Annotated in this window: 14 protein-coding genes and 1 tRNA gene; 11 read left to right on the top strand and 4 right to left on the bottom strand. The window is 67.2% G+C overall.

From position 1 onward, the window contains the following. Window position 1: 1 nt before the first annotated feature. Window positions 2-955, bottom strand: coding sequence for an NAD(P)H-dependent glycerol-3-phosphate dehydrogenase (locus D2T30_RS18095; protein ID WP_128210042.1), 954 nt, complete (start codon window positions 953-955; stop codon window positions 2-4). After that, window positions 952-2,046 carry a tRNA (adenosine(37)-N6)-threonylcarbamoyltransferase complex transferase subunit TsaD gene (gene tsaD, locus D2T30_RS18090; protein WP_128210041.1) on the bottom strand — a complete coding sequence of 365 codons (1,095 nt, stop codon included), beginning with the start codon at window positions 2,044-2,046 and terminating at the stop codon, window positions 952-954. The genes D2T30_RS18095 and tsaD overlap by 4 nt, the downstream gene beginning before the upstream one ends. Before the next feature lie 70 nt (window positions 2,047-2,116). Here tsaD and D2T30_RS18085 point away from each other — a divergent pair, with 70 nt between their 5' ends. From D2T30_RS18085 to phoB, 10 genes are all read left to right on the top strand, one after another. Next, complete coding sequence (locus D2T30_RS18085) at window positions 2,117-2,818, top strand: uroporphyrinogen-III synthase (RefSeq protein ID WP_128210040.1); 702 nt, start codon at window positions 2,117-2,119, stop codon at window positions 2,816-2,818. 71 nt (window positions 2,819-2,889) lie between these two features. Beyond that, entirely contained in the window at window positions 2,890-4,269 is a 1,380-nt protein-coding gene (locus tag D2T30_RS18080) for a COG4223 family protein (RefSeq protein ID WP_128210039.1), read from the top strand. Window positions 4,270-4,279: 10 nt separating this feature from the next. Next, complete coding sequence (locus D2T30_RS18075) at window positions 4,280-5,734, top strand: heme biosynthesis protein HemY (RefSeq protein ID WP_128179996.1); 1,455 nt, start codon at window positions 4,280-4,282, stop codon at window positions 5,732-5,734. Between the two features lie 105 nt (window positions 5,735-5,839). Next, window positions 5,840-5,915: transfer RNA gene (locus D2T30_RS18070), tRNA-Thr, on the top strand. Window positions 5,916-6,504: 589 nt separating this feature from the next. Further along, window positions 6,505-7,560, top strand: coding sequence for a substrate-binding domain-containing protein (locus tag D2T30_RS18065; protein WP_128179998.1), 1,056 nt, complete (start codon window positions 6,505-6,507; stop codon window positions 7,558-7,560). Between the two features lie 60 nt (window positions 7,561-7,620). After that, the gene (gene pstC / locus D2T30_RS18060) at window positions 7,621-9,081 is read left to right on the top strand and encodes a phosphate ABC transporter permease subunit PstC (protein ID WP_128210038.1); all 1,461 of its coding nucleotides are present in this window, start codon (window positions 7,621-7,623) and stop codon (window positions 9,079-9,081) included. Continuing rightward, complete coding sequence (gene pstA / locus D2T30_RS18055) at window positions 9,078-10,433, top strand: phosphate ABC transporter permease PstA (RefSeq protein WP_128210037.1); 1,356 nt, start codon at window positions 9,078-9,080, stop codon at window positions 10,431-10,433. The genes pstC and pstA overlap by 4 nt, the downstream gene beginning before the upstream one ends. Window positions 10,434-10,444: 11 nt before the next feature. Then, window positions 10,445-11,242, top strand: a complete 798-nt coding sequence (gene pstB, locus D2T30_RS18050) for a phosphate ABC transporter ATP-binding protein PstB (RefSeq protein WP_128180004.1) — start codon at window positions 10,445-10,447, stop codon at window positions 11,240-11,242. 11 nt (window positions 11,243-11,253) lie between these two features. Continuing rightward, window positions 11,254-11,967, top strand: a complete 714-nt coding sequence (gene phoU / locus D2T30_RS18045) for a phosphate signaling complex protein PhoU (protein WP_128180006.1) — start codon at window positions 11,254-11,256, stop codon at window positions 11,965-11,967. A 3-nt stretch (window positions 11,968-11,970) separates the two neighbouring features. Then, entirely contained in the window at window positions 11,971-12,663 is a 693-nt protein-coding gene (gene phoB, locus D2T30_RS18040; RefSeq protein ID WP_128180008.1) for a phosphate regulon transcriptional regulator PhoB, read from the top strand. On the opposite strand, the gene D2T30_RS18035 is transcribed toward phoB, so the two are convergent. Next, complete coding sequence (locus D2T30_RS18035; protein WP_128210036.1) at window positions 12,648-13,535, bottom strand: ribokinase; 888 nt, start codon at window positions 13,533-13,535, stop codon at window positions 12,648-12,650. The genes phoB and D2T30_RS18035 overlap by 16 nt on opposite strands. A gap of 11 nt (window positions 13,536-13,546) precedes the next feature. After that, window positions 13,547-15,814, bottom strand: coding sequence for an NADP-dependent malic enzyme (locus D2T30_RS18030; protein WP_128210035.1), 2,268 nt, complete (start codon window positions 15,812-15,814; stop codon window positions 13,547-13,549). Window positions 15,815-15,922: 108 nt separating this feature from the next. On the opposite strand from D2T30_RS18030, the gene mutS reads away from it, so the two are divergent. Next, a complete protein-coding gene (mutS, locus tag D2T30_RS18025; protein WP_128210034.1) occupies window positions 15,923-18,562 on the top strand; it encodes a DNA mismatch repair protein MutS in 2,640 nt (879 codons plus the stop codon). The last annotated feature ends 19 nt before the right edge of the window (window positions 18,563-18,581 follow it).

Here is an 18,581-nt window from a genome sequence, read left to right as displayed (position 1 = left end):
CTCATTCCTCCTTGAGCGGGCGCGACAACAGCGCGTGCATGGCCTCGGCCACCGTGACGCGGTGATCGGACAGATCCGCCACCACCTCGGCGACCGGCATCTCGATACCAAGATTTCCGGCAAGGGTCACCACGGCTTTCGCGGTGGCGACGCCCTCGACCGTGGTTTCGGGGTCGAACCCCTCGCCCTGACCAAGCGCCTGACCGAACCGGAAGTTGCGCGACAGGGGCGAGGTGCAGGTCAGCACCAGATCGCCAAAGCCCGAGAGGCCCGCCAGCGTCTCGGGCCGCGCGCCAAGGCGGATCGCCAGCCGGGTCATTTCGGCGAACCCCCGCGTCATCAGCGCGGCGCGGGCGGAATCGCCCAGCTCCGCCCCCGTCACCACGCCCGCGGCGATGGCGATGACGTTTTTCAGCGCGCCGCCCAGCTCCGCCCCCGTGGTGTCGGTGGTGCGGTAGATCCGCAGGGTCGGCGTCGACAGCCGTTCCTGCAAGGCCGCGTCATCCGTATCGCAGGCGAGCGTCAGCGCCGTGGGCAGGCCGCGCGCGATATCGGCGGCAAAGCTCGGCCCGGTCAGGATCGCCGCCCGCGCGCCGGGGCAGGTCGCATGGATCAGCGCCGTCGGCCCGTGGCCGGTGGCAAGGTCGATCCCCTTGGAACAGGCGACCAGCGTGCGCCCGTCCAGCCGCGCCCGATGTTCGCGCAGGAAGCCGCCCATCTGCTGCATCGGCATCGCCAGCAGCACGGTTTCCGTCAGCGCCGCGTCGATATCCGCCGTGACGGCAACGTTCTCCGGCAGTTCCGCCATCGGCAGACGACGGTCATTGCGGCGGGTGCGGTTCATTTCCTCGACCCGCGCGGCGTCGCGCGCCCAAAGGCTCACCGCCCCGTTCTGCGCCAGCGTGATCGCCAGCGCCGTGCCAAAGGCCCCTGCCCCCAGAATGGTCACCGTCATGCCTTCGCCCCCTTCTTGCCCGAGCCGAGCATCGCCGGTGCCCCCTGATCCAGGGGCCAGCGCGGCCGTGCCGACAGATCCATCCCGTCGCGGTGGCCAAGCTGGAACCGCCGCAGCCCGGCATAGGCGATCATCGCCGCATTGTCGGTGCACAGCCGCAGGGGCGGCGCGGCAAAGCGCGCGCCCACCCCGGCCGCGACCTGTTCCAGCCGCGCGCGGATCGCCTTGTTCGCGGCAACGCCGCCGGCCACGGCGATCGCCGGTTCGGCCGGGGACAGCGCCAGATATTCGCTCAGCGCCCGGCGGGTCTTTTCCGCCAGCACATCGCAGACGGCGGCCTGAAAGCCCGCGCACAGATCGGCGCGGTCCTGCCGCGTCAGCCCGCCCCGCGCGGCCATCGCCCCGTCGCGGGCACGCAGCAGCGCGGTCTTCAGCCCCGAAAACGACATGTCACAGCCCGGCCGGTCCAGCAGCGGGCGCGGAAAGTGGAACGCCTTCGGATCGCCCTCGGCCGCCTCGGCCTCGACCGCCGGGCCGCCCGGCTGCGGCAGGCCCAGAAGCTTTGCCGTCTTGTCGAAGGCCTCGCCCGGCGCGTCGTCGATGGTGCCGCCGATGCGGGTGAAATCATCCGCGCCGCGCACGATCAGGAACTGGCAATGCCCGCCCGAGACCAGCAGCAGCAGATAGGGAAAGGCCAGCCCGTCCGTCAGTTGCGGCGTCAGCGCATGGCCCGCCAGATGGTTGACGCCGACAAGCGGCAGCCCCGCCCCGGCGGCGATGCCCTTGGCGCACATCACGCCCGACATCACCCCGCCGATCAGCCCCGGCCCCGCCGTCACCGCGACGCCATCCAGATCGTCCAGCTGCACCCCGGCCTCGGCCAGCGCGCTTTCGACGCAGATGTCCAGCTTCTCGGCATGGGCGCGGGCGGCGATTTCCGGCACGACGCCGCCATAGGCCTCATGCAGCGCATATTGCCCCGCGACGACCGAGGACAGGATCTCCGGCCCCGCGTCGCCCATGCGGACGACGGCGGCGGCGGTGTCGTCGCAGCTCGATTCGATGCCAAGGAAGGTCAGAGCGCGGGTCATGGGCATTTGTTGCATGGCTTGTTCTTCGCAGGTAACACCGGGGCAGTCACCCTGCAATCCCGGGACCGCGATGACCGAGCCCTTTCCCGCGCTGCTGCTGACCCGGCCGGAGCCCGCGGCGCGGCGCTTTGCCGCGCTGTGCCGGGAACGGCTTGGCCGGGATCTGCCGGTGGTGATCGCGCCGCTGACCGAAATCGCGCCCACCGGGGCGCAGGTGCCGCCGGACCGGCGGGTGATCTTCACCTCGGAAAACGCCGTGGCGCTGGCGGGTCCGGGGGCGGGGCGAATGGCATGGTGCGTCGGTCCCCGCACCGCCCGCGCCGCGCGCGACAGCGGGTTTCAGGTGATCGAGGGGCCGGGCGATGCGGCCGCGCTGGCGGCAAGGATCATCGCCGACCGTTCCCCGGGGCCGTTCCTGCACCTGCGCGGGACCGAAAGCGCCTTTCCGATGGCGCAGAGCCTGCAACAAGCGGGTATCGCGGCGGATGAGCTGGTGCTCTATCATCAGCGGGACCTGCCGCTGACGGAACAGGCCCGGGCGCTGCTGTCCCGTCCGGGAACGGTGCTCGTCCCGGTGTTTTCACCGCGCAGCGCCGAAAGGCTTGCCTCCGCCCTGCCCCGCACGACCGCCGCCCGCCTTCTGGTCGCGGCGATTTCCCCCACCGCCGCCCGCGCCATCGCCGCCGCGCGGATCGCCATCGCCCCGCACCCGGATGCGGATGGCGTGCTTACCGCCCTGCGGCAGCTTATCGCCGACGATCACGCGGGTTGAGTGAAAGGGAACTGCCCTCTAGAGTGACCGCGTTACAAGGGCGCATATGTAGCGCGAATGGAGGCGAAGCCGTGGCAAGACCGAAAACCGAAACCTCCGGGGCAAGCGACGCCGCGGCGAAGGATCTGCCCGCGGCCACGGAACCGGCGGATCTGTCGCACACCCCGGCGGAGACGCCCCCGGAAGCGACCGGCCCGGAGGTCCCCGCCGAAACGCCGGCAGAGACGCCCGCAGAAACAGCGGCTGAAACACCGGCTGTGGCCGAAGAGACCGCCCCCCCGGAAACCACCCCCGAACCGCCCGAGGAACGCCTGATCGAAGCCCTGTCCGAGGGTGACACCCGCGCCGAAGAGGTCACGCCGGAACCGCCCGCCGCGGCAGTTCCCCCCGCCCCCCCGCCACAACCGCAGGTGATCCACAAGGGTCCGGGCTTCGTTCCGCTGGTCCTTGGTGGGGTCGTCGCGGCGCTGATCGGCGCGGGCGGCACGATCTTCGCCCTGCCGCATCTGCCGCCGCAGCTTGCCGGCTTCCTGCCGTCCTACACGCCCGATACCAGCGTCTTCGACACCGCGCTTGCCGAACAGAAATCGCAGATCGACTCGCTGCGCGCGGATATCGACACGCTCAAGGCCGCGCCGCCGCAGGCCGCGGACCTGTCCGGGGTTCAGGGCGTGCTGGACGAGGCCTCCTCGGGCGTGCGCAACCTGACGGACCGGCTGAGCACGGTCGAAGACCGGCTCGCCACGCTGGAAACCCGGCCCGTCGTCACGCCGGACGGCGCGCCCATCGACGATTCCACCGTGGCCGCGCTGCAAAGCCAGATCGACGGGCTGCGCCAGCAGGTCGCGACGGCTGGCCAGCCCGGCGCCGACGCGCAGCAACAGATCACCGAAGCGGCGGAGGCCGCCCGCGCCCAGATCGACACCGTGCAGGCCGAAACGCAACGCCTGCGCGCCGAATCCGAGGCGGCGGTGCATCGCTCCATCGCGCAGGCGTCGATCGCGCGGGTCGCGGCGGCGCTGCAAAGCGGTGTGCCGCTGGCCCCCGCGCTCGCCGATGCCGAGGCCGCCGGCCTGACCGTTCCCGCCGCGCTCAGGGCGAATATCCCGTCGCTGCCGGTGCTTCAGGCGAGCTTCCCCGAGGCCGCGCGCAACGCGCTTGCCGCCGCGCGGAAATCGGCGGCGGGCGAAACCTTCTGGCAAAGGGCCGGGGCCTTCCTGACGGCGCAGACCGGCGCCCGTTCCGTCGTCCCGCGCGAAGGCAACAGCCCGGATGCGATCCTGTCCCGCGCACAGGCCGCCGTCGATGCCGGCGATATCGGCAAGGCACTGTCGGAAATCGACACGCTGCCGCAGGCCGCGCAGGCGATGCTGTCGGGCTGGATCTCGCAGGCGCAGACGCGGATCGCCGCCACCGAGGCGATGGGCGAGCTTGCCCAGTCGGTGCAGTGAGGAACATGGCATGATCTGGTCCTTCGTGAAGATCGCCGTCTTTCTGGCCATCGTCGGCCTGCTCGCGCTGATTGGCGCGCGTCTGGCGGACAGCACCGACGGCTTCCGCCTCATCTTTGCCGGCACGGAATACACCTTCGGGCCGCTTCAGGCGGTGATCGCGGCGATCATCGTCTTTCTGGTGATCTGGCTGATCATCCGCGTGGCCGGGCTGCTCGTCGCCTTCCTGCGCTTCGTGAACGGCGACAACACCGCGATCGGCCGCTATTTCGACCAGAACCGCGAACGCAAGGGCTATGAGGCGCTGGCCGAGGGGATGCTGGCCGTCGCCTCGGGCGAGGGGAAGCTCGCCCTGTCCAAGGCGGCGCGGGCGGAGCGCTACCTCAACCGGCCCGAACTGACCAACCTGCTGAGCGCGCAGGCCGCCGAGGTCGCGGGCGACCGCACCAAGGCCGCCGAGGTCTATCGCCGCCTGCTGTCCGACGACCGCACCCGCTTTGTCGGGGTGCAGGGGCTGATGCGGCAGAAGCTGGAGGAAGGCGATACCGCGACGGCGCTGAAGCTTGCGGAAAAGGCCTATGCGCTGAAGCCCTCGAACGTGGACGTGCAGGACGCGCTTTTGAAGCTGCAGGCCGAGAAGGGCAACTGGAAGGGCGCGCGCGAGGTGCTCAGCGCCAAGCGCTGGCAGGGCCTGCTGCCGAAAGACGTGCATCGCCGCCGCGACGCCGTGATGGCCCTGCAGGAGGCGAAGGGCGTTTTCGAGGAAGGCGCCACGATCGAGGCGCGCGAAGCCGCGATCGCCGCCAACAAGGCCTCGCCCGACCTGATCCCCGCCGCGGTGATGGCTGCGCACGCCTATATCGACGAGGGCAAGCCGAAACATGCGTCGCGGGTGATTCTCAAGGCGTGGGAGGCCCAGCCCCACCCCGATCTGGCGGCCGTCTATGCCGCGATCCTGCCCGAGGAAACCCCCGAGGCGCGGCTGAAACGCTTCGGCAAGCTGCTGGCCCTGCGCCCGGATCACGAGGAAACCCGCCTGCTCGACGCCGAGCTGAACATCGCCGCCGAGGATTTCCCGGCCGCGCGGCGCGCCCTTGGCGATCTGGTCACCACCCATCCGACGGCGCGCGTCCTGACCATCATGGCCGCGATCGAGCGGGGCGAGGGCGCGGCCGATGCGGTCGTGCGCGGCTGGCTGACCCGCGCACTCACGGCTCCGCGCGGGCCGCAATGGTGCTGCGACAAATGCCAGAACATCCAGTCCGACTGGACCCCGATCTGCGAAAACTGCGGCGGCTTCGACACCCTGTCCTGGCGCGAGCCGGTGCAGTCGCAGATGCCCCTGCCGAACGGGGCCGAGATGCTGCCGGTCATCATCGGCCGCCCCGACGCGACGCAACCGCCGGACGCGGCGCCGGAGCCCGCCAAAGATTATGCCCCCGAACAGGTGGCGGAGAAAAATTAGGGCTACACATCGGTCGATTGGCGTGCTAACTGCCCGCCAACGACCGATCCGGTCATGTTCCCGCCGCGTCACCGATGATGCGTCACGGAATATGGCGGTCCGGTTGCCGGTGTAGCTCAGCTGGTAGAGCACGTCATTCGTAATGATGGGGTCGGGGGTTCGAGTCCCTTCACCGGCACCAGTAACTTACTGGAATACCAGAGAAAAATGGCCGTCCTTCGGGGCGGCCTTTTGCTTCTCGAATTCGCGGGACCAAGCAGAACAGGCATTAAGGCATCCTATCCTCGCGCCGATGTGATGGGTGGCGCGCACTCCCAAGGTCAGAGAACGGCAGAGCCTCGCGATTCATAGGGTGAGGTGCCATCTCGCTGGCGATGATCCGTCCCACGGCCATCGCTGCGGCAACTGCTCCGTCAATCCGCCCTCGGGCCTTGGCCTTCGTGAACTTCTCGTTCTCGGCCACCCTGTTGGCGAAGCACAGGCTCGCCAACGCCGTCGCCGTTCACAAAGGCGGTGGCTTCCTTCTTCCCGAAGTCTTCTGCCAGCAGGCCGCAGCGCCGGGACCTGCTGATCCCGACCGGACGGACCGGAAAGAGGCTGTCCAGCGAGGCAATGACATCGCCCGGCGCGCATATATCGTTTCCGGCCGGATGACACATCCGGGGTGCCGCCTGTCATGCAACTGTCATATTACTTTTGCATAAGCGTCACGCAGTGCGCCTAGGGAAAGGTGCGCGGCCATGATGGCCCCAGATATTCAGGAGTGATCCATGAACAGCGTGAAACTCGGCGTCTCGGCCCTTGCCCTGGTGGCCGTGTCTGCCACGGGCTCGTATGCCCGCGACCAGATCCAGACGGCCGGCTCGTCGACCGTGCTGCCCTATGCCACGATCGTCGCCGAAGCCTTCGGCGAAAACTTCGACTTCCCCACCCCGGTCGTCGAATCCGGCGGTTCGGGTGCCGGCCGCAAGAAACTGTGCGAAGGCGTCGGCGAAAACACCATCGACATCGCCAACTCCTCCTCGCGCATCTCGCAGTCGGACATCGACACCTGCAAGGCGAACGGCGTGAACGAGATCATGGAAGTCCGCTTCGGCTATGACGGCATCGTCTTCGCCAGCGACATCAATGGTCCGCAATTCGCCTACACCCCGGCCGACTGGTACAACGCCCTTGCCGCGAACGTGGCGAAGGACGGTGCGCTCGTCGCCAACCCGAACAAGACCTGGCAGGACGTCAACGCCGACTTCCCGGCGCAGGAACTGCTGGCCTTCATCCCGGGCACCAAGCACGGCACCCGTGAAGTGTTTGATGAAAAGGTCATCGTCGCGGGCTGCAAGGCCTCGGGCGCGTTCGACCTGTTCGCCGCCGCCTCGACCGGCGCCGACGACAAGGCCAAGGCCGCTGACGCCGCCAAGGCCTGCAACGACCTGCGCAAGGACGGCGTTTCCGTCGACATCGACGGCGACTACACCGAAACGCTCGCCCGCATCGCGGCGAACAAGAACGCCATCGGCGTCTTCGGCCTGTCGTTCTACCAGAACAACACCGACAAGCTGCGCGTCGCCACCGTGGACGGCGTGACCCCTTCGGTCGAAACCGTCGCCAAGGGCGAATATCCGGTGTCGCGTCCGCTCTACTTCTACGTGAAGAAGGCGCATATCGGCGTGGTCCCGGGCCTGCAGGAATACATCGACTTCTTCGTGTCCGATGACATGGCCGGCCCCGATGGCCCGCTGGCGGCCTACGGCCTGGTTCCCGATCCGGAACTGGCCAAGACCCAGGAAGACGTCGCCAACGACGTCGCGATGGGCCCGCTTCAATAAGACCAGGATCTGACGGTGGCGCCCCCGGGCGCCACTTTTCCCTTTTCATCGGAAAGTTCCATGAGCATCGGCCTTCTTTCCCTGATCGTGATCGTGCTGGCGGTTGCAGGCTATTTCGCGGGGCGCCGGCTGGCGGTCTCGAAAGTGGCCGGCGACATCCGCAAGCTGCATTCGCTGCCCAGCTATTACGGACAGACCGTATTCCTTTTCACCGCCGTTCCGGCGCTTTTGTTTCTGGCCGCGTGGCTGCTGATCCAGCCCCTGCTGATCGAATCGCGGGTTTCCGCGATGCTGAATGTCGCCGATGTGCCTGATGGATCCTCCGTCTCGCTGATGATGACGGATGTGCGGCGGATCGCCAACGGCATCGACCTGATGCTTGCGAAGGGCGGACTGAACAGCGCCGACATCGCCGCGATGCGCACCGACCTGACGGATGTGCGCGGCCGTCTGGCCGAGGTGGGCGTCGCCCTTGGCACCAATGTCACCCCCGCCGTCTTCGCGGCCGGCAAGGCCTATCACGACCTCTCCGGCACCAGCCGGATGATGATGACGGTGGGCGTCCTCGCGCTGGCGCTGGCGGGGTTCGTCTATGCGATCTCGCGCATCCAGCCCGAATTCCGCGCCCGCAACGTGACCGAGGCCTTCGTCAAGGTCCTGCTGATAGGCGCGTCCTGCATCGCGATCCTGACCACGGTCGGCATCGTCCTGTCGCTTGTCTTCGAAACGATCAGCTTCTTCCGCATCTATCCGGCGAAGGACTTCTTCCTCAGCCTGACCTGGAACCCGAAATTCGGCGGCGGCTCCGACCTCGGCATCTGGCCGCTGATCTGGGGCACGCTCTATATCTCGTTCATCGCGCTCCTGGTATCGGTGCCGGTGGGCATCTTCGCCGCGATCTTCCTTGCGGAATACGCCTCGAAGAAGGTGCGCGCCGTCGCCAAGCCGCTGATCGAGATCCTCGCCGGGATCCCGACCATCGTCTACGGTCTCTTCGCGCTGATCACCGTCGGCCCGATGCTGCGGGACTATTTCGCCCAGCCGATGGGGTTCGGATCGTCTTCCAGCTCGGTGATGACGGCGGGCGTGGTGATGGGGCTGATGCTCATCCCCTTCGTGTCCTCGCTGTCGGACGACATCATCAACGCGGTGCCGCAATCGCTGCGCGACGGGTCCTACGGGCTTGGTGCGACGCAATCGGAAACCATCAAGCAGGTGATCCTGCCCGCCGCCTTGCCCGGCATCGTCGGCGCGGTGCTGCTGGCCGCCTCGCGTGCCATCGGCGAAACGATGATCGTGGTGATGGGCGCCGGTGCCGCCGCCAAGATGTCGCTCAATCCGTTCGAGGCGATGACCACCGTCACGGTCAAGATCGTCAGCCAGCTCACCGGGGATACCGAATTCGCCAGCCCGGAAACGCTGGTGGCCTTTGCGCTCGGCCTGACGCTTTTCGTCTTCACCCTCGGGCTGAACATCCTCGCGCTCGTCATCGTGCGCAAGTATCGGGAGCAATATGAATGACCGCGCCCTCGACGAACATTCCGGTTCCGGCCGCGGACTTCCGTCCGTCGCTGTACAAGACCGACAGCCGCACCAAGCGCCGCAACGCGGCAGAGACCCGGTTCCGCGCCTATGGGATCGCCGCGGTGGCCTTTGGCGTGCTGGCGCTGGTGGTGCTGCTGACCTCGGTGCTCAGCCAGGGGCTCAGCGCCTTCCGCCAGACCACGATGGTCATGCAGGTCGAACTCGACCCCGCGGTGCTGGACAAGACCGGCAACCGCGATCCGGCGGAACTGGGCAAGGTGACGACCATCACCTATGGCCGGCTTCTGGATGACGCTCTGAACAAGGAACTGGCCGGAAAGGGCCTGATCCCCGAGGGCATGTCGGCGCGCGACGTGTCGGCCATGATCTCCAAGGAGGCCCCGGCGCAGCTGCGCAAGATCGTGCTGGCCGATCCGTCGAAGATCGGCTCGACCATCAGCTTCGACGCCTGGACGGGGGGCCGGATCGACGGCTTCTTCAAGGGCCGCGTGACGATGGAAAGCGCGCAGCTCGACAGCAACGTCACGCCCGAACAGCTGCAACTGGCGCAGGCCATGCGCGACGCCGGGCTGATCACGATGCCGTTCAACTGGGCCTTCATCACCGGGCCGGACGCCTCCGAAGTGCGCCCCGAGGCCGCGGGCCTTGGCGTCGCGATCCTCGGCTCGGCCTACATGATGCTGATCGTGCTGGCGCTGGCGCTGCCGATCGGGGTCGCCGCCTCGATCTACCTTGAGGAATTCGCCTCCAAGAACTGGTTCACCGACCTGATCGAGGTGAACATCGCCAACCTCGCCGCGGTGCCGTCGATCGTCTTCGGTATCCTCGGCCTCGCGGTGTTCATCAACTTCGCCGGGATGCCGCAGTCCTCGCCGCTGGTCGGCGGGCTGGTGCTGACGCTGATGACCCTGCCCACCATCATCATCTCGACCCGTGCCGCGCTGAAGGCGGTGCCGCCCTCGATCAAGGATGCGGCACTTGGCGTCGGCGCGTCGAAGACGCAGACGATCTTCCACCACGTCCTGCCGCTGGCCATGCCGGGCATCCTGACCGGCACGATCATCGGCCTTGCGCAGGCCCTTGGCGAAACCGCGCCGCTGCTGCTGATCGGCATGGTGGCCTTCGTGCGCGACTATCCCGGCGCCCCGCCGGAAGGCTTCCTCGACCCCGCCTCGGCCCTGCCGGTGCAGGTCTACAACTTCACCCAACGTGCGGATCCCGCGTTCGTCGAACGGGCATCGGGCGCTATCATCGTGCTTCTGGTCTTCCTCCTGGCGATGAACATCCTCGCGGTCATTCTGCGTCGCAAATTCGAGCGCCGCTGGTAAGGATTGATATGATGAACGACATGAGACTTACGGAGAGAGTCGTGGACGCCACCAAGATCAAGATTTCCGCCAAGGACGTGCAGGTCTATTACGGCGCCTCCCACGCGATCAAGGATGTGAACATCGAGATCCTCGACAAGACGGTCACCGCCTTCATCGGGCCGTCGGGTTGCGGCAAATCGACCTTCCTGCGCTGCCTGAACCGGATGAACGACACGATCCCGATCTGCCGGGTGGAAGGCAAGATCCTGCTGGACAGCGAGGACATCTACGACCGCAAGGTCGACCCGGTGCAGCTGCGCGCCCGCGTCGGCATGGTGTTCCAGAAGCCGAACCCCTTCCCGAAATCTATCTACGACAACGTGTCCTACGGACCGAAGATCCACGGCCTGACCCGCAACAAGGCGGAACTGGACGCGGTGGTCGAAAGTTCGCTGCGCAAGGCCGCCCTGTGGAACGAGGTCAAGGACCGTCTGGACGCCCCCGGCACCGGCCTGTCGGGCGGTCAGCAACAGCGCCTGTGCATCGCCCGCGCCGTCGCCACCTCGCCCGAGGTTCTGCTGATGGACGAACCGTGCTCGGCGCTCGACCCGATCGCCACGGCGCAGGTCGAGGAACTGATCGACGAACTGCGCACCAACTTCTCGGTGGTGATCGTCACCCACTCGATGCAGCAGGCCGCGCGGGTCAGCCAGAAGACCGCCTTCTTCCACCTCGGCAACCTGGTGGAATACGGGGATACGGCGCAGATCTTCACCAAGCCCTCGGACCCCCGCACCGAAAGCTACATCACCGGCCGCATCGGCTGACGGAGGAAGATATGGAAAACCAACACATCCTTTCCGCATTCGACCGCGACCTGGAGGCCGTTCAGGCGATGGTCGTCAAGATGGGCGGGCTGGTGGAGGCGCAGATCGTCGATGCGGCGACCGCGCTCGAAACCCGCGACGAGGAACTGGCCGAGGCCGTGCGCAAGCGCGACAAGGCCGTCGACAAGCTGGAGGAACAGATCAACGCCGAGGCCGCGCAGCTGATCGCGCTGCGCGCCCCCACGGCGTCCGACCTGCGCATCGCGCTGTCGGTCATCAAGATTTCCGGCAATCTGGAACGGGTCGGCGATTATTCCAAGAACATCGCCAAGCGCACCAAGGTCCTGTTGCAGATGCAGCAGATCAACGGTTCGACCAGCGCGCTGCGCCGGATGGCGCTGGCGGTCGAGGGGATGCTCAAGGACGCGATCGACAGCTACATCCAGCGCGATGAAAAGCTTGCGGCCGACGTGCGTTCGCGCGACATCGAGATCGACCAGATGTACAACGCGCTCTTCCGCGAATTCCTGACCTACATGCTGGAAGACCCGCGCAACATCACCGCCTGCATGCACCTGCATTTCATCGCGAAGAACATCGAGCGGATGGGCGATCTGGCCACCTCGATCGCGGAACAGGTGATCTACCTCGTCACCGGCGAGATTCCGGATGACGAACGGCCCAAATCAGAGGGCGTGACCCTTGCCAACCACCCGGAGATATAAGTCATGAGCCCCGCCCAACAGCCCTGCGTGCTGGTGGTCGAGGATGAATCGGCCCAACGCGAAGTCCTGCAATACAATCTCGAAGCCGAGGGGTTCCGCGTCGCGGTTGCCGTGAACGGCGACGAGGCGCTTTTGATGGTACGCGAGGAAAAGCCCGATCTGATCGTGCTCGACTGGATGCTGCCCAATGTCTCGGGGATCGAGATCTGCCGCCGGGTGAAGGCGAACCCGGAAACCCGCCAGATCCCGATCATCATGCTGTCCGCCCGGTCGGAGGAATCCGACCGCGTGCGGGGGCTGGAGACCGGCGCCGACGATTACGTCGTGAAACCCTATTCGGTGGTGGAACTGATGGCGCGCCTGCGCACGCAGCTGCGCCGGACGCGGCCGGCCTCGATGGGGGAACGGCTGGCCTATGACGACATCATCCTCGATTCCGGCGAACACCGGGTGTTCCGCGACGGTCAGATGCTGAAGCTCGGCCCGACCGAATTCCGTCTGCTGTCCACGCTGATGGAAAAGCCGGGCCGGGTCTGGACGCGGGATCAGTTGCTGGACCGGGTCTGGGGACGGGACATCTACGTGGACACCCGCACGATCGACGTGCATGTGGGCCGTCTGCGCAAGGCGCTGATGGCGCATGGCGGCACGGATCCCGTGCGCACCGTGCGCGGCACGGGCTATTCGCTCGGCTGAGTTTTCAGGAAAGCCTCGACTTCGGCGCGGGCGGGGATGGCATCGGCCGTTCCCGCCCGTGTCACCTTCAGCGCCGCCGCGGCCGAAGCCAGCCGCATCGCATCCGCCGGGGGCAGCCCTTCGGCCAGACCGGCCACCAGATAGCCCGCGAAAGTGTCCCCCGCCCCCGTCGTGTCGACGGGCGTCACGTGGAACGCGGGGGCCGAAACCTGCGTTCCCGCGGCAAGGTCATACCACATCGCGCCCCTTGCCCCGAGTGTCACGACAAGCCGCGCCACCGGAAGCTCCTGCAAGGTCACGCCGAAATCGGCGCACAGCTGCGCCGCCTCGATTTCATTGACGATCAGCAGCGAGATGTGGTCGATCACCGCGCGCACCGATCCGGCGTCGAAGGGGGCGGCGGAATAGACGACCGTCATCCCCGCGGCCCGGGCGGCCTGTGCCGCCTCGACCTGCGCCGAGGTTTCGTTCTGCATCACCAGCCAGTCGCCCGCCCGCGCGGTATTCAGCGCGAACAGCGCCTGCCCGGGCGAGATCGCCCGGTTCGCGCCGGGATAGACGATGATGAGGTTTTCACCCGAAGCCTCGACCTCGATGATCGCATGGCCGGAGGCGCCGGGCAGCTCGGCGACGTGGCGGCAATCCACCCCCGCCGCGGTCATCCGGTCAACCATCCACCGCCCGTCCTCGCCGATCGCGCCGACATGGCGCACCTCCGCCCCGGCGCGGGCCAGCGCCACCGACTGGTTCGCCCCCTTGCCGCCAAGGCCTGTCGCATAGTCCTGCGCGGCCAGCGTCTCCCCCGGCGCCGGCAGATGCGGCAGCCGGTAGAAGTGATCGGCGTTGATCGACCCGAGGTTGAAGACCGTCATCGCCGCCCCCGTTACTTGCCCTGACCGAGTTCGCAGGCCGCGATCGCCGCCATGTTCAGGATATCGTTCACCGTGGCGCGCGTGGTGCACAGCTGGATCGGCTTTTCCACCCCCGTCAGCACCGGCCCGATCACGGTGGCCCCGGCCATTTCCTGCATCAGCTTGGTCGAGATCGAGGCCGCGTGCCGCGCCGGCACCACCAGCACGTTGGCGGGCCCGGTCAGGCGGCAGAACGGATAGGATTTCATCTGGTCCATGTTCAGCGCCACATCGACGGTCATTTCGCCATCATATTCGAAATCGACCCCGCGCGCGTCCAGCACCTTGGGCGCCATATACATCTTGCTCGCGCGTTCCGAGACGGGATAGCCGAAGGTCGAGAACGAGGCGAAGGCCACCCGCGGCTCCAGCCCGAGCCCGCGCGCCACCATCGCACCCGCCTCGGCGATGTCGGCGAGGTCTTCGGCTTCGGGCCATTCATGCACCAGCGTATCGCCGACCAGAACCACCCGCCCGTTGTGCAGGAGCGCGGTGATGCCCACCGCCCCGTCCGAGGGCTTGGCGTCGAACACCTTGTTGATGCGTTCGAGGATATAGCCGGATTTCCGCGTCGCCCCGGTCACCAGCCCGTCGCCATGCCCATGCGCCAGCATCAGCGCGGCAAAGACATGCCGGTCGCGGGTGGCAAGCTTGTGGACATCCTCGGCGTCGTGGCCCTGCCGTTGCAGGCGCTCATACAGGAAGGCCTTGTAGGCATCGAGATGCCGGGAATTCGCCGCGTTCACCACCGTGATCTCGCGGTAGGCATCGCCCAGACCGGCGGCTTCCAGCTTTTCGCGCACATCGGCCTCGCGGCCCACGACCAGCGCGCGGCCCATGCCGCCACGCTGCCATGCCACGGCGGCGCGCAGCACGCGGGGGTCGTCCCCCTCGGCAAAGATCATCGTCGCCTGCGCCTGCCGGGCGCGGGACTGGATGCCCTGCAGGATCGCCGCCGTCGGGTCCATGCGGACGCGCAGGTCTTGGGTATAGGCCTCCATGTCGATGATCGGGCGGCGGGCGACGCCGGTATCCATCCCGGCCTTGGCCACGGCGGGCGGGATCACATGGATCAGCCGCGGGTCGAAGGGCGTCGGGATGATGTAGTCGCGCCCGAAAGTCAGCTTGCGGCCATAGGCCATCGCCACCTCGTCCGGCACGTCCTCGCGCGCAAGGCGGGCCAGCGCATGGGCACAGGCGATCTTCATTTCCTCGTTGATCGCGCGGGCGTGGATATCCAGCGCGCCACGGAACAGATAGGGGAAGCACAGGACGTTGTTGACCTGGTTCGGATAGTCGGACCGCCCCGTCGCCACGATCGCATCCGGGCGGACGGCATGGGCCTCTTCGGGGGTGATTTCCGGGTCGGGGTTCGCCATGGCGAAGATGACCGGATTGTCGGCCATGGTCTTGACCATCTCGGGCGTCAGCGCGCCCTTGGCCGAAACGCCCAGGAACACATCCGCGCCCTTCATCGCATCTTCCAGCGTGCGGGCGTCGGTCACGGCGGCATGGGCCGATTTCCACTGGTTCATGCCCTCAGTCCGGCCCTGCCAGATCACGCCCTTTGTGTCGCACATCAGGCAGTTCTGCGGCCGCGCGCCCATCGACTTGAGCAGCTCGAGGCACGCGATCCCCGCCGCGCCGGCACCGTTGAGGACGATCCGCACATCCTCGATCTTCTTGCCCGACAGTTCCAGCGCGTTGATCATCCCCGCCGCGCAGATCACCGCGGTGCCGTGCTGGTCATCGTGGAACACCGGAATGTCGCAGATCTCTTTCAGCCGGCTTTCGATGATGAAGCATTCCGGCGCCTTGATATCTTCGAGGTTGATCCCCCCGAAGGTCGGCGCCATCAGGCTGACGGCCTTGATGATCTCGTCCGGGTCCTCGGTCGCCAGTTCGATGTCGATCGAGTTCACATCGGCGAAACGCTTGAACAGGACCGACTTGCCCTCCATCACCGGTTTCGAGGCCAGCGCGCCCAGATTGCCCATGCCAAGGATCGCCGTCCCGTTCGAGATCACCGCGACCATGTTGCCCTTGACGGTATAGTCATAGGCGGTTTCCGGACGGTCCGCGATCGCCTGCACCGGCACGGCGACGCCCGGGCTGTATGCCAGGCTCAGGTCGCGCTGCGTCGCCATCGGCTTCGAGGCGACGACCTCGTATTTGCCGGGCTTCGGTTCGATGTGGTAGGCCAGCGCCTCCTCGGGCGTGACGCGGTTCTTGTTGGTCATGGGGGTCTCCTCGGATCTGGAACCTCCTTAGCGTCGGGCCGCGGACGTCTCAATGGATTTGCACGCGGTTTTCGCCTTTTGTAGGGTCGCGCCAAATCAGGGGGCATCATGACCGAACCGACAGTCACGCCGATGATGGCACAATATCTGGCGATCAGAGAGGCGAACCCGGGGGCACTGCTGTTCTACCGGATGGGCGATTTCTACGAAATGTTCTTTGAGGATGCCGTGGCGGCATCGGCGGCGCTGGACATCGCGCTGACGAAACGCGGCAAGCATCTGGACCAGGACATCCCGATGTGCGGCGTGCCGGTCTTTGCCGCCGAGGGGTATCTGCTGACGCTGATCCGCAAGGGCTTCCGCGTCGCCATCGCCGAGCAGATGGAAGACCCGGCCGAGGCGAAGAAGCGCGGCTCCAAATCCGTGGTGAAGCGCGACGTGGTGCGGCTGGTGACGCCGGGGACCCTGACCGAGGACAGCCTGCTGGAAGCGCGGCGCAACAACTTCCTCGCCGCCTGGGGCGAGGTGCGGGACGAAGGCGCGCTGGCCTGGGTCGACATTTCCACGGGCGAGATCCGGGTGATGCCCTGTCCTCTGGTGCGGCTGGGGGCGGAGCTGGCGCGGCTCGCCCCGCGCGAGCTGCTGGTGGGTGAAATGCGCGAGGCCGACTGCCGCCCCGTGACCGAGGATATGCGCGTCGCGCTGACGGTGGTGCCGCGCGCGGGCTTCGACAGTCAGGGGGCGGAAAAGCGGCTGCTGGATCTTTACGGGATCGGCTCGCTCGACGCTTTCGGCGGGTTCTCGCGGGCCGAGGTCTCGGCGCTTGGGGCGATCGTCGATTATCTGGACCTGACGCAGCGGGGCAAGCTGCCGCTGCTGCGCCGCCCGGTGCGCGAGGAAGCCGGCGCCCTGATGCAGATCGACGCCGCCACCCGGCGCAATCTGGAACTGACGCAGGCGCTGTCGGGCGGGCGCGAGGGATCGCTGCTGTCGGTGATCGACCGGACGGTGACGGCGGGGGGCGCGCGGCTGCTGGAACGGCGGATCTCGGCGCCGTCGCGCGATCTGGCACAGATCCGCGCGCGGCACGATGCGGTGCGTTTTCTGCTGGAACAGAGCCGCTTTTGCGAGGATCTGCGCGCCGATCTGAAGCGCGCGCCGGATATGGACCGCGCGCTCGGGCGGCTGGCGCTGGACCGGGGCGGGCCGCGCGACATGGTTTCGATCCGGGCGGCGCTGACGCAGGCGGGGCATATCGCCGGGCGGCTGCCCCCGGACGCGCCCGCCCTGCTGACCGAGGCGGCCCGCGCCCTGACCGGGCATGAGGACCTCGTGGCGCTGCTGGATGCCGCGCTGGTGGCCGAGCCGCCCTTGCTGGCACGCGATGGCGGCTTCATCGCGGCGGGCTATGATACGGAACTGGACCGGACGCGGCAGCTGCGCGACGAAGGGCGCGGCGTCATCGCCGGGATGCAGGCGCAGTATATCGGGGACACCGGGATTTCCTCGCTGAAGATCAAGCACAACAACGTGCTGGGCTATTTCATCGAGACGACGGCGACCCATGCAGAACGGATGCTGGCGCCGCCCCTGTCGGAACGGTTCATCCACCGGCAGACGACCGCCAATCAGGTGCGCTTCACCACGCTGGAACTGAGCGAGCTGGAAACCCGCATCCTGAACGCCGGCGCCCATGCGCTGGAGATTGAAAAACGCCTGTATGACAGCCTGAAATCCGCGATCCTCGCCCATGCCGGTCCGATCGGCGAGGCGGCCCGGGCGCTTGCCGAAATCGACCTTGCCACGGCTTTCGCCGATCTTGCCGCCGGGGAGGATTGGGTCGAGCCGCTGATCGACGAAAGCCGCGCCTTCGAGGTGGAAGGCGGCCGTCACCCGGTTGTCGAGGCCTCGCTGAAACGCCGGGGTGAATCCTTCATCGCCAACGACTGTGGCCTGACCTCCGGCGCCACGCCGGCGATCTGGCTGCTGACCGGGCCGAACATGGCGGGGAAATCCACCTTCCTGCGGCAGAACGCGCTGATCGCCCTACTGGCGCAGGCGGGCAGCTTCGTTCCCGCGCGGCGCGCGCATATCGGGCTGGTGAGCCAGCTTTTCAGCCGCGTCGGCGCGGCGGACGATCTGGCGCGGGGACGTTCCACCTTTATGGTGGAAATGGTGGAAACCGCGGCAATTCTCAATCAAGCGGATGACAGGGCGCTGGTTATTCTGGATGAAATCGGGCGCGGCACGGCCACCTATGACGGGCTGTCGATCGCCTGGGCGGTGCTGGAACATCTGCACGGCGCGAACCGCTGCCGCGCGCTTTTCGCCACGCATTACCACGAAATGACCGCACTCGCCCGCAAGCTCGACGGCGTGGAAAACGCCACCGTCAGCGTCAAGGAATGGGAAGGCGAGGTGATCTTCCTGCACGAGGTGCGCAAGGGCGCAGCGGATCGCAGCTACGGCGTGCAGGTGGCGCAACTGGCGGGCCTGCCCGCCTCGGTCGTGTCACGGGCGCGGATCGTTCTCGACGCGCTGGAAACCGGCGACCGCGAGGGTGGGTCGAAGAAGCAGATGGTGATCGACGACCTGCCGCTGTTCTCGGTGGCGAAACCGGCGCCCGCGCCCGCCGCACCGTCGAAGGTCGAGGAGCGCCTGCGCACCCTCCATCCCGACGAGATGACGCCGAAACAGGCGATGGAGGCGCTTTACGAACTCAGGGGGCTCCTGAAGGAAGCCCCCTGATCTTCATTCTTCCATAAAT

The sequence above is a fragment of the Paenirhodobacter populi genome, from assembly GCF_004022215.1.
GTDB classification, from domain to species: Bacteria; Pseudomonadota; Alphaproteobacteria; order Rhodobacterales; family Rhodobacteraceae; genus Rhodobacter; species Rhodobacter populi.
Note: the sequence above shows the minus strand (reverse complement) of the source record. Positions and strands in the feature narration are given on the sequence as shown.

Bases quoted from the DNA above. Each gene is read 5' to 3' on its own strand.
- D2T30_RS18095 (WP_128210042.1), bottom strand. From the start codon at position 955: ATGACGGTGACCATTCTGGGGGCAGGGGCCTTTGGCACGGCGCTGGCG.
- tsaD (WP_128210041.1), bottom strand. From the start codon at position 2,046: ATGACCCGCGCTCTGACCTTCCTTGGCATCGAATCGAGCTGCGACGAC.
- D2T30_RS18085 (WP_128210040.1), top strand. From the start codon at position 2,117: ATGACCGAGCCCTTTCCCGCGCTGCTGCTGACCCGGCCGGAGCCCGCG.
- D2T30_RS18075 (WP_128179996.1), top strand. From the start codon at position 4,280: ATGATCTGGTCCTTCGTGAAGATCGCCGTCTTTCTGGCCATCGTCGGC.
- D2T30_RS18065 (WP_128179998.1), top strand. From the start codon at position 6,505: ATGAACAGCGTGAAACTCGGCGTCTCGGCCCTTGCCCTGGTGGCCGTG.
- pstC (WP_128210038.1), top strand. From the start codon at position 7,621: ATGAGCATCGGCCTTCTTTCCCTGATCGTGATCGTGCTGGCGGTTGCA.
- pstA (WP_128210037.1), top strand. From the start codon at position 9,078: ATGACCGCGCCCTCGACGAACATTCCGGTTCCGGCCGCGGACTTCCGT.
- pstB (WP_128180004.1), top strand. From the start codon at position 10,445: ATGAACGACATGAGACTTACGGAGAGAGTCGTGGACGCCACCAAGATC.
- phoU (WP_128180006.1), top strand. From the start codon at position 11,254: ATGGAAAACCAACACATCCTTTCCGCATTCGACCGCGACCTGGAGGCC.
- phoB (WP_128180008.1), top strand. From the start codon at position 11,971: ATGAGCCCCGCCCAACAGCCCTGCGTGCTGGTGGTCGAGGATGAATCG.
- D2T30_RS18035 (WP_128210036.1), bottom strand. From the start codon at position 13,535: ATGACGGTCTTCAACCTCGGGTCGATCAACGCCGATCACTTCTACCGG.
- D2T30_RS18030 (WP_128210035.1), bottom strand. From the start codon at position 15,814: ATGACCAACAAGAACCGCGTCACGCCCGAGGAGGCGCTGGCCTACCAC.
- mutS (WP_128210034.1), top strand. From the start codon at position 15,923: ATGACCGAACCGACAGTCACGCCGATGATGGCACAATATCTGGCGATC.